The organism is Pseudomonas abieticivorans (genome assembly GCF_023509015.1).
In the GTDB taxonomy this organism is placed as follows: domain Bacteria; phylum Pseudomonadota; class Gammaproteobacteria; order Pseudomonadales; family Pseudomonadaceae; genus Aquipseudomonas; species Aquipseudomonas abieticivorans.
Genome location: NZ_CP094975.1, coordinates 3,953,117 through 3,966,259, shown reverse-complemented (window position 1 = coordinate 3,966,259; position 13,143 = coordinate 3,953,117). Strand labels below are relative to the sequence as shown.

Below are 13,143 nucleotides of genomic sequence, written 5' to 3'. Positions count from 1 at the left end.
CAAAGACTTAGCACAGGGTTGGCCTGAGGCCTCACACGGAGAATAATGCCCCCCTTATGTGCTGAGGAGTGATTCACCCCATGTGGTTCAAAAACCTGCTTGTCTACCGCCTGACCCAAGATATTCCTTTCGACGCCGAAGCACTGGAAACCGCATTGGCCACCAAGCCGGCCCGCGCCTGCGCCAGCCAGGAGCTGACCACCTACGGCTTCGTCGCCCCCTTCGGCAAAGGCGAAGACGCCCCACTGGTTCACGTCAGCGGCGACTTCCTGCTGATTGCCGCCCGTAAAGAAGAACGCATCCTGCCGGGCAGCGTCGTGCGCGACGCGGTCAAAGAGAAGATCGAAGAGATCGAAGCCGAGCAGATGCGCAAGGTCTATAAGAAAGAACGCGACCAGATCAAGGATGAGATCATCCAGGCCTTCCTGCCCCGCGCCTTTATCCGCCGTTCGGCCACCTTCGCCGCCATCGCTCCCAAACAGGGCCTGGTGCTGGTGAACTCGGCCAGCCCCAAGCGCGCCGAAGACCTGCTGTCCACCCTGCGTGAAGTGATCGGCTCGCTGCCGGTGCGCCCGCTGACCGTGAAGATCGCCCCGACCGCGACCATGACCGACTGGGTAAAAACCCAGAAAGCCGCCGACGACTTCTATGTGTTGGACGAGTGCGAGCTGCGTGACACCCATGAAGACGGCGGCATCGTGCGTTGCAAGCGCCAGGACCTGACCAGCGAAGAGATCCAGCTGCACCTGAGCACCGGTAAGCAGGTCACCCAACTGTCCCTGGCCTGGCAGGACAAGCTGTCCTTCGTGCTGGACGACAAGATGGTCATCAAGCGCCTGAAGTTCGAAGAGCTGCTGCAGGATCAGGCCGAAGAAGACGGTGGCGAAGAGGCCCTGGGCCAGTTGGACGCCAGCTTCACGCTGATGATGCTGACCTTCGGCGACTTCCTGCCGGCGATCTTCGAGGCATTGGGCGGCGAAGAGATCCCGCAAGGGATCTGAGTCGACCTTTTCGCGGATAAACCCGCTCCTACAGTCGGAGCGGATTTATCCGCGAACCGCTGCACCGCACTATTGCGCCTTCTATAAAGAAGGCGCTTTCATATTTATAAGAAGGAAACACCGCCATGCGCGCATTGGCCGCCTTGAGCCGCTTCGTTGGAAACACTTTTGCTTACTGGGTGCTGCTGTTTGCCGTACTGGCCTTTCTTTTACCTGAATGGTTCATCGTGCTGAAAGTCGCTATCGTGCCGCTGTTGGGCCTGGTGATGTTCGGCATGGGCCTTACCCTCAAGCTCGACGACTTCGCCGAGCTGTCACGCCACCCCTGGCGCGTGTGCCTGGGCGTGGTCGCACACTTCGTGATCATGCCGGGCATGGCCTGGTTGCTGTGCCAGCTGTTCCACCTGCCGGCCGAAATTGCCGTGGGCGTGATCTTGGTAGGCTGCTGCCCGAGCGGCACCTCGTCCAACGTCATGACCTGGCTGGCCAAGGGCGACCTGGCGCTGTCGGTGGCCATCGCAGCGGTCACCACCCTGCTCGCCCCGCTGCTGACGCCGGCGCTGATCTGGCTGCTGGCCTCGGCCTGGCTGCCGGTGTCCTTCATGGAGATGTTCTGGTCGATCCTGCAACTGGTGATGCTGCCGATCATCCTCGGCGTGGTTGCCCAGCGCCTGCTGGGCGAACGGGTGAAACTGGCCGTGGAAGTGTTGCCGCTGGTGTCGGTGGTCAGCATCGTGATGATCGTCTGCGCCGTGGTCGCCGCCAGCCAAGCGAAGATCGCCGAGTCCGGCCTGCTGATCATGGCCGTGGTGATCCTGCACAACAGCTTTGGCTTTTTGCTTGGCTACTTCACCGGCAAAGCCTTCAAGCTGCCACTGGCCCAGCGCAAGTCGCTGTCGCTGGAAGTGGGCATGCAGAACTCGGGCCTGGGCGCCGCCCTCGCCAGTGCGCACTTCTCGCCCCTGGCCGCCGTGCCGAGCGCGCTGTTCAGCGTGTGGCACAACATTTCCGGGGCCTTGCTGTCGACCTGGTTCCGCAAGATGGAGGAGCGTCGCTAAGGCAAAAGTTGTCCTTGCGATCAAAAAAGTGCATTATAGTGCGCATCGCAAGGACGGCCTTGCGGCTCTATTCGAGTACCACTGCGGGGACGGCCCCATCATCCGATGGAGGTTTCCCATGTCCTGGCTCATCCTGCTTCTCGCCGGCCTGTTCGAGGTCGGCTGGGCCGTCGGCCTGAAATACACCGACGGCTTCACCCGCCCCCTGCCCACCGTACTCACCGTCGCGGCCATGGCCACCAGCCTTGGCCTGCTGGGCCTGGCCATGAAAGACCTGCCGCTGGGCACCGCCTACGCGATCTGGACGGGCGTGGGCGCCGTCGGCACCGTGATAGCCGGCATTCTGTTGTTCGGCGAATCCGTGGCCCCGCTGCGTATCATCAGCGTGGGCCTGATCATCGCAGGCCTGGCCGGCCTCAAACTCAGCGCGTAGCGCCACGCAACACGCTGACCTGCTCGCGCAACTGCGCGGGCAGCGCGGCGTCCGGCACCACGGCAGGCCCGGCTACCAGGGTAACCCGCGACCACAACCGGCGCAGGAAACCCTTGTTCGGGTCGCGACTGAAAAAGCTCCCCCACAACCCCTGCAAGGCCAACGGAATGACCGGCACCGGTGTCTGTTCGAGGATGCGCGACAGGCCGCCCCTGAACTCATCGATGTCGCCATTGGTGGTCAGCTTGCCTTCAGGAAAGATGCACACCAACTCCCCATCGGCCAGGTACTCGGCGATTTTCTTGAACGCCTGATCGTAGATCAGCAGGTCTTCGTTACGCCCGGCGATGGGGATGGTGCCGGCGGTGCGGAAGATAAAGTTCAGCACCGGCAGCCGATAGATCTTGTAGTACATCACGAAGCGAATCGGCCGCCGTACTGCCCCACCGATCAGCAAGGCATCGACAAAGGAAACGTGGTTGCACACCAGCAAGGCTGCGCCCTGCTCTGGAATCTGCTCCAGCCCACGGTGCTGCACGCGGTACATGGAATGGCTGAGCAGCCAGATCATGAAGCGCATGCTGAACTCGGGCACGATCTTGAAGATGTAGGTGTTGACCGCGATGTTCATCAGCGACACCACCAGGAACAATTGCGGGATTGATAACTTGGCCACGCTCAACAACACGATCGAGACGATGGCCGAAACCACCATGAACAGCGCGTTGAGGATGTTGTTGGCAGCAATCACCCGGGCCCGCTCGTTTTCGGCGGTACGCGACTGAATCAGCGCATACAGCGGCACGATGTAAAAGCCCCCGAACACACCCAGGCCAAGGATATCCAGCAGCACCCACCAGGCCTTGCCAACCCCCAGCACGGTCAGCCAGTCGTTGGGCACGGCGCCCTGGGCGAACACACCGGAGTGCCACCACAGCAACAACCCGAACAAGGTCAGGCCGAAGGAGCCGAACGGCACCAAACCGATCTCAACCTTGCGCCCCGAGAGTTTCTCGCACAGCATCGAGCCCAGCGCGATGCCTACCGAAAACACCGTGAGGATCAGCGTGACCACGGTTTCATCGCCGTTGAGCCACTCCTTGGCATAGGCCGGGATCTGCGTCAGGTAGATCGCCCCGACGAACCAGAACCAGGAGTTACCGACAATCGAGCGTGACACCGCAGGCGTTTGCCCCAAACCCAGGCGCAGGGTGGCCCAGGACTCGCTGAAGATATTCCAGTTAAGCTTCATGCCCGGCGTAGACGCCGCGGTGCGCGGTATGCCGCGGCTGGCCAGGTAGCCGAGCACGGCCACCAGCACAATGGCCGTGGCCACGATAGGTGCGTAATGAGCCGACGACATCATCACCCCGGCGGTGATGGTACCCGCCAGGATCGCCAGGAACGTGCCCATTTCCACCAAGCCATTGCCGCCCACCAACTCCTCTTCACGCAGGGCTTGGGGCAGGATCGAATACTTGACCGGGCCAAACAGCGCCGAATGGGTGCCCATGGCGAACAGGGCCAACAGCATCATCCACAGATGATCGAACATGAACCCCGTGGCCCCCACCGCCATGATGGCGATCTCGCCCAGCTTGATCACCCGGATCAGCGCATCCTTGGCGAACTTTTCCCCAAATTGCCCGGCCAACGCCGAGAACAGGAAGAACGGCAAAATGAACAGCAAGGCACACAGGTTGACCCAGATCGAACGGTCGCCAGCGATGCTCAGCTTGTACAGAATGGCCAGGATCAGCGATTGCTTGAACACGTTGTCGTTGTAGGCGCCCAGTGACTGGGTGACGAAGAACGGCAAAAAGCGCCGCTTCTTTAACAGGCTGAATTGCGAGGAGTGACTCATCGTCCGTGGTCCTGCTTTATTTAGTCGACGCTAGAGTACTCAACTGCGCTGACATTTAGCGACACTGATGCATGGAGAAACAAACAACTCCCCCCGCCAGGCCCCACGCACGGTCTTGCCAAACACCATCAGCCACATCAACGCCAACACCACCACCAACACCTGCCCCACCACCGTGAAGAAGCTCATGTGCAGTACCTCGCCCAGGCGCACCGTGGCCAGGGTGTAAACGCCCAACGGGAAGATAAAGCCCCACCAGCCCAGGTTGAAGGGGATGCCGCTGCGCAGGTAGCGCAAGGTGATCAGTACCGCCAGCAGCATCCACCACAGGCCAAAGCCCCACAGGCTGATGGCCGCGATCACGCCCAGGCCCTGGGCCACCTGGCCCACCACCGGCAGGACCGCGTTGGCCGCGAACACCTGCGGCGCATGGGCCCCCAATACCAGCATGCCCAGCGCACCGGTACCAATCGGCCCCAATGCCAGCCAACTCGAAGCGGCCATGTTTTCATGGGGCAGTTTGTGCAAGGCCATGCGCAGCAGCAGGATGGTGAGGATGGCGAACGCGACCGGCACCGAAAAGGCCCACAGCACGTAACTGGTGACCAGCACGCGCAACTGCGCCGCCGGGTCGGCCAGGTGCGGCGCCAGCAACCCGCCACTGGCCGCGGCCACTTCGGCGGCCACCACCGGCAAAAGCCAGACCGCAGTCATCTGGTCAATGCTATGGGCCTGGCGGGTAAACATCAAAAACGGAATGCCCACGCCGCACAGCAGCGCCATGCCCACGTCCAGCCACCAAAGCGCCTCGACCAGCGGCACGGCGCCATCGCCCCACTGCGGCAGGCCGAACAACCAGTACCCGTTGAGCAACGTGGCCAGGCCCATGGGGATGGTGCCAATGAACATCGACACCGTGGAGTGGCCGAAAATGCGCCGCGCCTCGTCAAAAAACAACACCCAGCGCGCCAGGTACAGCGCCGAAAACAGCACGAATTGCGCCATGCCAAGCAACCACAGCCCGCGCGCCAACGCGTGCACTGCGGGCCACGTGGGTGACATCAGCGACAAGGCGAGGGCCAGCACCCCGGTGCCCATCACCACGGCAAACCAGTTGGGGGTGAATTGGCGAATCACTTCGCGGGGGTGCTGCAGTTGGCTGAACGGCCGGGTGGCCGTGAATACGGGGCGTTGCATGGCGGTCTCCTGTCCTCGTGTGAGGTCAGGCCATGGTAGGCCCCTTTCGAATATCTACTAAACGGGTAATTTCTCTATAACCCATAGATTTAACCGATATGCGATTCAAGCCAGCGCCCGCGTCGCGCGGCGCCGCCACATGCCGAACAACGCGACGCTGCACAACAGGATTTGCAGCAGGCCGTAGCCATTGCTGGTTTCGATCAGCCCGGCGCTGCGCACCATAAACCCGGCCAAGATCGCTGGCACGCAAAAAGCCAGGTAGCTGAGCACATAAAAGGTCGCCATCAAACCGGCCCGTTCATGGGCGTGCGCCAGCGGCAATACACTGCGCGCCGCGCCCAGGAAGCCCGAACCAAAGCCCGCGCCGGCCACTACCGCACCGATAAAGAACAGGCTCAGGGTTGCCGTGTCGGCCGCCACCAACACCATTGCGACCCCAGTGGCCAGCAGCATCGCGCCCAGGGTCAGGGATTTTTCAGCGGGCGTGTTGCGCAAGCCATAGATCGCCGCCGCGCCGCTCAAGGTCAGGGTCGCGACCAAGGCACCGCCCAGCAGGTTGGAGGTGGACCCCGTCGCTGCGCGTACCAGCGACGGTGCCAGCGAGAGGAAGAAACCACCGGTCATCCACACCGCCATGTTCACTGGCAACATGCGCCACACTGCTGCCCGCGCCTGCGACGGGATGCTCAGCTTGGGCCGCAACGAAGCCCAGGCCCCGGGTTGGGCACTGACACTCTCCGGCAAGCACACCAGCAAAATCGCCTGCACGGCCAAAAGGCCCAGCAGCACTTCGTAGGTCAGGTGCATCGGTTGCGGCGCATATTCCACCAGCAGCCCAGCTCCCAGACCGCCCACGGCCATCCCCAGCAAAGGCGCCAGGCTGTTGAGCAGCGGGCCTTTTTGCCGGTCGTTGTCCAACAGCGCAGCCCCCAGGGAGCTGGTCGCCATGCCGGTGGCAAACCCTTGCAGGATGCGCGCGGCCAGCAACCAGCCCACGTCATGGGCGTAGATAAACAGCAGCATGGAGACCATGTTCAGCAACAAGGCTGCGCGCAGCACCGGCCGGCGACCGATGTAGTCCGACAAGGCCCCCACTGTCAGCAACGCCACCAACAGGCTCAAGGCGTACACGCCAAAGACCAGGGTGAGCATGGCGGGTGAGAACTGCCAGGTCTCCTGATACAGGTGGTACAAGGGCGTCGGCGCGCTGGAGGCGGCCAAAAAGGTCAACAACACCACCGACAGGTAGGTCAGGCTGGTGCGATGAGAAAAGACAGGTATCATGAGCATGCTCCACAAAAGCTACTTTTTTGCGTTAACAGAGTCTGCACCCCCATCACGCTTAAAGCAAACGCTTTGTGTTAAGGTCTAAGCCATGGCTATTAAAGAAGGTATCCGCACGGGCGGCCGCAGTGCCCGCGTGCAAGAATCGGTGCACGCCGCCGTGCGCGCCCTGCTCATTGAACAGGAGCGCGACGACCTGACCGTGCCCATGATCGCGGCGCGCGCAGGCGTCACGCCGTCGACCATTTACCGGCGCTGGGGCGAACTGTCGGCGCTGCTGGCCGACGTCACCCTCGCCCGCCTGCGCCCAGACACCGACCCGGCCGACACCGGCAGCCTGCGCGGCGACCTGGTGGCCTGGGCCGAACAGTACCTGGACGAAATGACCTCCGAGCCTGGGCGCAACATGATGCGCGACTTCATCAGCAGCGGTTGCTCCAGCCAATGCGCCTCGGTGCTGCGCGGGCAGTTGCAGAGCATCATCGTGCGCGCCCAGGCTCGCGATGAGCAAACCCCAAGCACCGATCACCTGCTGAACCTGATCGTGTCACCCATCGTTTACCGCACCTTGTTTGCCGAGGCGCCACCCAGTGTCGAGCAGATTCATGGGTTCGTGGACTTGAGCCTGGGGCGATAGGCCGCAGTCAGACCTTGGTCGGCGCTGACGAACGGCGTGGCTTCGTGCCAGACTGATGGATCGCGAACACGTTCACCGCGCCACCCTGCTACCCCCGGAGTCCCCAGATGTCGCTGTCCAGCGGGCTGATCGCCGCCGTCGCCCTGGCCTACATGGCCGTCATGTTCGCCATCGCCTTTTACGGCGACCGCCGCGGCACGCCCCTGCCCCCTCGGTTGCGGGCCTGGGTGTACAGCCTGTCGCTGGCGGTGTACTGCACCAGTTGGACCTTCTTCGGTGCCGTGGGCCAGGCCGCCGAACAGCTCTGGTCATTCCTGCCGATCTACTTGGGCCCCGTACTGCTGATGGTGTTTGCACCGTGGGTGCAGCAAAAGATGGTGCTGATCAGCAAGCAGGAAAACATCACGTCCATCGCCGACTTCATTGCCGCGCGCTACGGCAAGTCGCAAACCCTGGCCGTGGTGGTGGCGCTGATTTGCCTGGTCGGCGTGCTGCCCTACATTGCCTTGCAACTGAAGGGCATCGTGCTGGGGGTCAACCTGTTGATCGGCGCCAGCGCCGACGCCACCGGCTCGCGCGTGCAGGACACGGCCATGGTGGTGTCGCTGATACTGGCGCTGTTCACCATCGTGTTCGGTACCCGCAGCCTGGACGTCACCGAACACCACCGCGGCATGGTCCTGGCGATCGCGTTCGAGGCATTGGTCAAGCTGTTCGCCTTTCTGGCGGTTGGCGCGTTCGTCACCTACGGGCTGTACGACGGCTTCGGCGATCTGCTCAACCAGGCCGAAATCGCCCCACGCCTGGAAACCTATTGGCAGGAAACCATCAACTGGCCGTCCATGGTGGTGCAGACGGGCGTGGCGATGATGGCGATCATCTGCCTGCCGCGCCAGTTTCACGTCACCGTGGTGGAGAACAGTGACCCGCAAGACCTGCGCCTGGCGCGCTGGGTGTTTCCAGCCTACCTGATCCTGGCCGCGCTGTTCGTGGTACCCATCGCCCTGGCCGGGCAAATGCTGCTGCCCGACTCGGTGATCCCCGACTCCTTCGTCATCAGCCTGCCCCTGGCCGAGGCGCACCCGGCGCTGGCCTTGCTGGCATTCATCGGCGGTGCGTCGGCCGCCACCGGCATGGTCATTGTCGCCAGCGTGGCCCTGTCGACCATGGTGTCCAACGACATGCTGCTGCCCTGGTTGCTACGCCGGCACAATTCCGAGCGCCCGTTCGAGCTGTTCCGCCACTGGATGCTGACCGTGCGCCGGGTCAGCATCGTGGTGATCCTGCTGCTGGCCTACGTGTGCTATCGCTTGCTGGGCAACACCGCGAGCCTGGCGACCATCGGCCAGATCGCCTTCGCCGCCGTCACCCAACTGACCCCGGCCATGCTCGGCGCGCTGTACTGGAAGCAGGCCAACCGCCGCGGCGTGTTCGCCGGCCTTGCGGCGGGCACTTTCCTTTGGTTTTACACGCTGATCCTGCCGATTTTCGCCCACAGCCTGGGGTGGCCGCTCAAGACCTTCCCGGGCCTGACCTGGCTGCACGGCAACCCGCTCAACCTGCCCATCACCCCGCTCACCCAGGGCGTGGTGCTGTCGCTGGCCGGCAACTTCATCCTGTTTGCATGGGTTTCGGTGCTGTCGCGCACGCGGGTGTCGGAACACTGGCAGGCCGGGCGCTTCATCGGCCAGCAAACCCCGGCACGCCCCGGCAGCCGGCCGCTGCTGGCGGTGCAAATCGATGACCTGTTGCAACTGGCGTCGCGTTTCGTCGGTGAAGAGCGCGCACGGCAAAGCTTCATCCGCTTCGCCTATCGCCAAGGTAAGGGTTTCAACCCCAACCAGAATGCCGACAGTGACTGGATCGCCCACACCGAACGCCTGCTGGCCGGTGTGCTGGGCGCCTCGTCGACCCGTGCGGTGGTCAAGGCAGCCATCGAAGGCCGCGACATGCAGCTGGAAGATGTCGTGCGTATCGCCGACGAAGCCAGCGAAGTGCTCCAGTTCAACCGCGCCCTGTTGCAAGGCGCCATCGAAAACATCACCCAGGGCATCAGCGTGGTCGACCAGTCGTTGCGCCTGGTGGCCTGGAATCGCCGCTACCTGGAGTTGTTCAACTACCCCGATGGGCTGATCAGCGTGGGGCGGCCGATTGCCGACATCATCCGTTACAACGCTGAGCGTGGCCTGTGCGGCCCCGGTGAGGCCGAAGTGCACGTGGCCCGGCGCCTACACTGGATGCGCCAGGGCCGCGCGCACACCTCCGAAAGGCTGTTCCCCAATGGCCGGGTGATCGAACTGATCGGCAACCCCATGCCCGGCGGCGGCTTCGTCATGAGTTTTACCGACATCACCGCGTTCCGCGAGGCCGAGCAGGCCCTCAAGGAATCCAACGAGAGCCTGGAGCAGCGGGTCGCCGAACGCACCCACGAGCTGTCGCAGTTAAACCTGGCACTGACCGAGGCCAAGGGCACCGCCGAGGCCATCAGCAAATCCAAGACGCGCTTCCTGGCCGCGGTCAGCCATGACCTGATGCAACCCCTGAACGCCGCCCGATTATTTTCTGCCGCGCTCTCGCACCAAGGCGACGGGCTGTCGGCCGAAGCGCGGCAATTGGTGCAGCACATGGACAGTTCATTACGCTCGGTGGAAGACCTGATCAGCGACCTGCTGGACATCTCGCGCCTGGAAAACGGCAAGATCACCCCAGACCGCAAGCCCTTCGCGGTCAACGAGCTGTTCGACATCCTCGGTGTCGAGTTCACCGCCTTGGCCCAGCAACAAGGCCTGGACTTTCACGTGCAGGGCACCGGGCTACGTATCGACAGCGACGCCAAGCTGCTGCGGCGCATCCTGCAGAATTTCCTGACCAACGCCTTTCGCTACGGCAAAGGGCCGATCCTGCTGGGCGTGCGGCGCAAGCACAACGCATTGAGCCTGGAAGTCTGGGACCGCGGCCCGGGCATCCCTGATGACAAACTTCAAGTCATCTTCGAGGAGTTCAAGCGCCTGGACAGCCACCAGACCCGCGCCGAAAAAGGCCTGGGCCTTGGCCTGGCGATCGCCGACGGTTTGTGCCGCATCCTCGGCCACCCATTGCAGGTGCGCTCGTGGCCGGGCAAGGGCAGCGTGTTCAGCGTGCTTGTGCCACTGGCCAGCGCCGAACCTGCACCCGCGCCACGCTTGGCGCCCAGCACCGGGCAAAACCTCGCGGGCCTGGGCATCCTGTGCATCGACAATGAAGACAGCATGCTTGCTGGGCATGCAAAGCCTGCTCAGCCGCTGGGGGTGCGAGGTGTGGACGGCGCGCAACCGCGATGAGGTCGTCGCCTGGCTGGACGCGGGCGTGCGCCCGCACCTGGTTCTGATCGACTACCACCTGGACGCTGGCGATACTGGCCCGCAATTGATGGGGTGGTTGCGCATGCGCCTGGGCCAGCCAGTGCCCGGCATGGTAATCAGCGCCGATGGCCGCGCCGAGGTGCTGGCCAACGTGCATGCCGCCGGGTTGGACTACCTGGCCAAGCCGGTCAAGCCCGCCGCGTTGCGGGCCTTACTCAACCGGCACCTCAGCCGGAATTGACACGCCGTCGGCGTCGGTCATGGCCCGCTCCAGCAGGTCGGCCGGCAGGCTTTTGCTGGCCCGCGCGCCCAACAGCTTGAGCTGCTCGCTGCGGCTGACCAGGTTGCCGCGCCCCTCGGTCAGCTTGTTGCGGGCCGCGCTGTAGGCTTTGTCCAATTGCTGCAAGCGGTTGCCAACCTCGTCCAGATCTTGAATGAATAAGACGAACTTGTCGTACAGCCAACCGGCGCGTTCGGCGATCTCGCGGGCATTCTGGCTCTGGCGTTCCTGCTTCCACAAACTGTCGATGACCCGCAACGTGGCCAGCAGCGTGGTAGGGCTGACGATGACGATCTGGCGGTCGAAGGCTTCCTGGAACAGGTTGGGCTCGGCCTGCAACGCCGCCGCAAACGCGGCCTCGATGGGCACGAACAGCAAGACGAAATCAAGGCTATGCAGGCCCTCCAGGCGGTTGTAATCCTTGCCCGACAAACCTTTGACATGGTTGCGCAATGACAGCACGTGCTGCTTGAGCGCGGCCTGGGCAATGTCTTTGTCATCGGCGGCAATGTACTGCTGGTAGGCCGTGAGGCTGACCTTGGAGTCCACCACCACTTGCTTGTCGCCGGGCAGCATGATCAGCACGTCGGGCTGGAAGCGCTCGCCATCGGGCCCTTTCAGGTTGACCTGGGTCTGGTATTCGCGCCCCTTCTCCAGGCCCGCGTGCTCCAGCACCCGCTCCAAAATCAGCTCGCCCCAGTTACCTTGGGTTTTCTGGCCCTTGAGCGCCTGGGTGAGGTTGGTAGCCTCATCGCTCAGGCGTTGGTTGAGTTGTTGCAGGCGCTCCAACTCCTTGCTCAGGGAGAAGCGTTCGCGAGCCTCTTGCTGGTAGCTTTCCTCGACCCGCTTCTCGAACGACTGAATCCGCTCCTTCAAGGGGTCGAGCAACTGCCCCAGGCGCTGCTGGCTGGTTTCGGCAAAGCGCTGCTCGCGCTCATCAAAGATCTTGCCCGCGAGTTCGGCAAACTGCGCGCGCAGTTCATCACGCGAGCCCTGCAGGTCGGTCAGACGTTGCTGATGGCTGTCCTGCTGCTCACGCAGTTCGGCGCTCAGGCCGGCACACTGCGCGCCCAGATGGCGCAGCTCCGACTCCTTGGCGGCGCGCTCGATCGACCAGGCATGGGCAGCGTCGCGGGCATTGTCGCGTTCAACCTGGAGCATCTCGAGCTCACGGCGCTGGGCGGCCAGTTCGGCCTGCTTGGCGCCATTGGCCTGGCCCAGGTCGCTGATCTCGTCACGGCAGGCATCCAGTTGCGCGCTCAAGCCGTCCTGGGCCATCTGCGCGGTGCTCAAACGCTCATCCAGCAGCGCGCTGTCGGCCTGCAAGCGGCTTAGCCGGCGCTGCAACTGCCACGCTAGCCCCAGGCTCGGCAACGCCGCCATCAGCAGCCCCAACAACACACTGGTCATGTCCAACGCCATAACGACTCCATCAGGTACCTGCCAAGCACACAGTCTGCACTGTGCTTGCGTAAAAGCGCGCCACTGTAGCGTTTTTTTTCCGTGCGGGCGTGCGATAGACGCACTCTTTCAAGCAATTTCAAAAAATATTTTTTGACGCGCCTCGGGTTGAAACATACCCCGTGAACAGGCCTTCAGAATTTTCCACAGCGCCTGTCAGACACATGAAAAAAGCCGGTACGCCCGTGCTAGAGCAAGCGCTCGGGACAATCCACAGAAGCTGTGGATAACTCAGTGGACAACATCCCTTTACGCCCCGCAAACCCCTGTAGAATGGGGCTTGCAGTCAAACTGACGATTTTTTCACCAGTTTAAAAAAGCGTTTTTTTTCATTGACTTAAAAATTGAATGGCGGCTAGGGGGTCTGTGCAGGGTCGCGTCTCAGGTCCGTGACACATTAGGGGCACGATGTGCACAACCGCCCCAAACAGAGGCAAACCCTCGCACCATTTTTGCTCTGCAAGTCAAGCGTTTCGATGAAATCGACCTGCAGATGGGGTTCACAAGGTCGATTAAAACAGGCAAACTGGTCTGCTGTCGTATTGCAACGCAATGATTAGCCATTTTTCAGCTTCAGCGCCCCT

General features: G+C 62.6%; 8 protein-coding genes and 1 pseudogene. 5 read left to right on the top strand and 4 right to left on the bottom strand.

Annotated features, from left to right (window positions below):
* Positions 1 to 80 precede the first annotated feature (80 nt).
* The 3 genes from rdgC (at position 81) to sugE (ending at position 2,492) form a co-directional block, all read left to right on the top strand.
* Entirely contained in the window at positions 81 to 1,001 is a 921-nt protein-coding gene (gene rdgC / locus L9B60_RS18205) for a recombination-associated protein RdgC (RefSeq protein WP_249672137.1), read from the top strand.
* Positions 1,002 to 1,126: 125 nt separating this feature from the next.
* On the top strand, positions 1,127 to 2,059 hold the full coding sequence (locus L9B60_RS18200) for a bile acid:sodium symporter family protein (RefSeq protein WP_249672136.1): 933 nt from the start codon (positions 1,127 to 1,129) through the stop codon (positions 2,057 to 2,059).
* Between the two features lie 118 nt (positions 2,060 to 2,177).
* Entirely contained in the window at positions 2,178 to 2,492 is a 315-nt protein-coding gene (gene sugE / locus L9B60_RS18195; protein ID WP_249672135.1) for a quaternary ammonium compound efflux SMR transporter SugE, read from the top strand.
* Here sugE and L9B60_RS18190 read toward each other — a convergent pair.
* From L9B60_RS18190 to L9B60_RS18180, 3 genes are all read right to left on the bottom strand, one after another.
* On the bottom strand, positions 2,482 to 4,356 hold the full coding sequence (locus tag L9B60_RS18190; protein ID WP_249672134.1) for an MFS transporter: 1,875 nt from the start codon (positions 4,354 to 4,356) through the stop codon (positions 2,482 to 2,484). The genes sugE and L9B60_RS18190 overlap by 11 nt on opposite strands.
* Positions 4,357 to 4,395: 39 nt before the next feature.
* A complete protein-coding gene (locus tag L9B60_RS18185) occupies positions 4,396 to 5,553 on the bottom strand; it encodes a TDT family transporter (protein WP_249672133.1) in 1,158 nt (385 codons plus the stop codon).
* A 105-nt stretch (positions 5,554 to 5,658) separates the two neighbouring features.
* Entirely contained in the window at positions 5,659 to 6,840 is a 1,182-nt protein-coding gene (locus L9B60_RS18180) for an MFS transporter (protein WP_249672132.1), read from the bottom strand.
* A gap of 91 nt (positions 6,841 to 6,931) precedes the next feature.
* Here L9B60_RS18180 and L9B60_RS18175 point away from each other — a divergent pair, with 91 nt between their 5' ends.
* Together L9B60_RS18175 and L9B60_RS18170 are read left to right on the top strand one after the other, a co-directional pair.
* On the top strand, positions 6,932 to 7,477 hold the full coding sequence (locus tag L9B60_RS18175) for a TetR/AcrR family transcriptional regulator (RefSeq protein WP_249672131.1): 546 nt from the start codon (positions 6,932 to 6,934) through the stop codon (positions 7,475 to 7,477).
* 107 nt (positions 7,478 to 7,584) lie between these two features.
* Positions 7,585 to 11,059: pseudogene (locus tag L9B60_RS18170) on the top strand (hybrid sensor histidine kinase/response regulator).
* On the opposite strand, the gene L9B60_RS18165 reads toward L9B60_RS18170, so the two are convergent.
* Complete coding sequence (locus tag L9B60_RS18165) at positions 11,030 to 12,406, bottom strand: DNA recombination protein RmuC (protein ID WP_249679772.1); 1,377 nt, start codon at positions 12,404 to 12,406, stop codon at positions 11,030 to 11,032. The pseudogene L9B60_RS18170 and the gene L9B60_RS18165 overlap by 30 nt on opposite strands.
* Between the last annotated feature and the right edge of the window lie 737 nt (positions 12,407 to 13,143).

Bases quoted from the DNA above. Each gene is read 5' to 3' on its own strand.
- rdgC (WP_249672137.1), top strand. From the start codon at position 81: ATGTGGTTCAAAAACCTGCTTGTCTACCGCCTGACCCAAGATATTCCT.
- L9B60_RS18200 (WP_249672136.1), top strand. From the start codon at position 1,127: ATGCGCGCATTGGCCGCCTTGAGCCGCTTCGTTGGAAACACTTTTGCT.
- sugE (WP_249672135.1), top strand. From the start codon at position 2,178: ATGTCCTGGCTCATCCTGCTTCTCGCCGGCCTGTTCGAGGTCGGCTGG.
- L9B60_RS18190 (WP_249672134.1), bottom strand. From the start codon at position 4,356: ATGAGTCACTCCTCGCAATTCAGCCTGTTAAAGAAGCGGCGCTTTTTG.
- L9B60_RS18185 (WP_249672133.1), bottom strand. From the start codon at position 5,553: ATGCAACGCCCCGTATTCACGGCCACCCGGCCGTTCAGCCAACTGCAG.
- L9B60_RS18180 (WP_249672132.1), bottom strand. From the start codon at position 6,840: ATGATACCTGTCTTTTCTCATCGCACCAGCCTGACCTACCTGTCGGTG.
- L9B60_RS18175 (WP_249672131.1), top strand. From the start codon at position 6,932: ATGGCTATTAAAGAAGGTATCCGCACGGGCGGCCGCAGTGCCCGCGTG.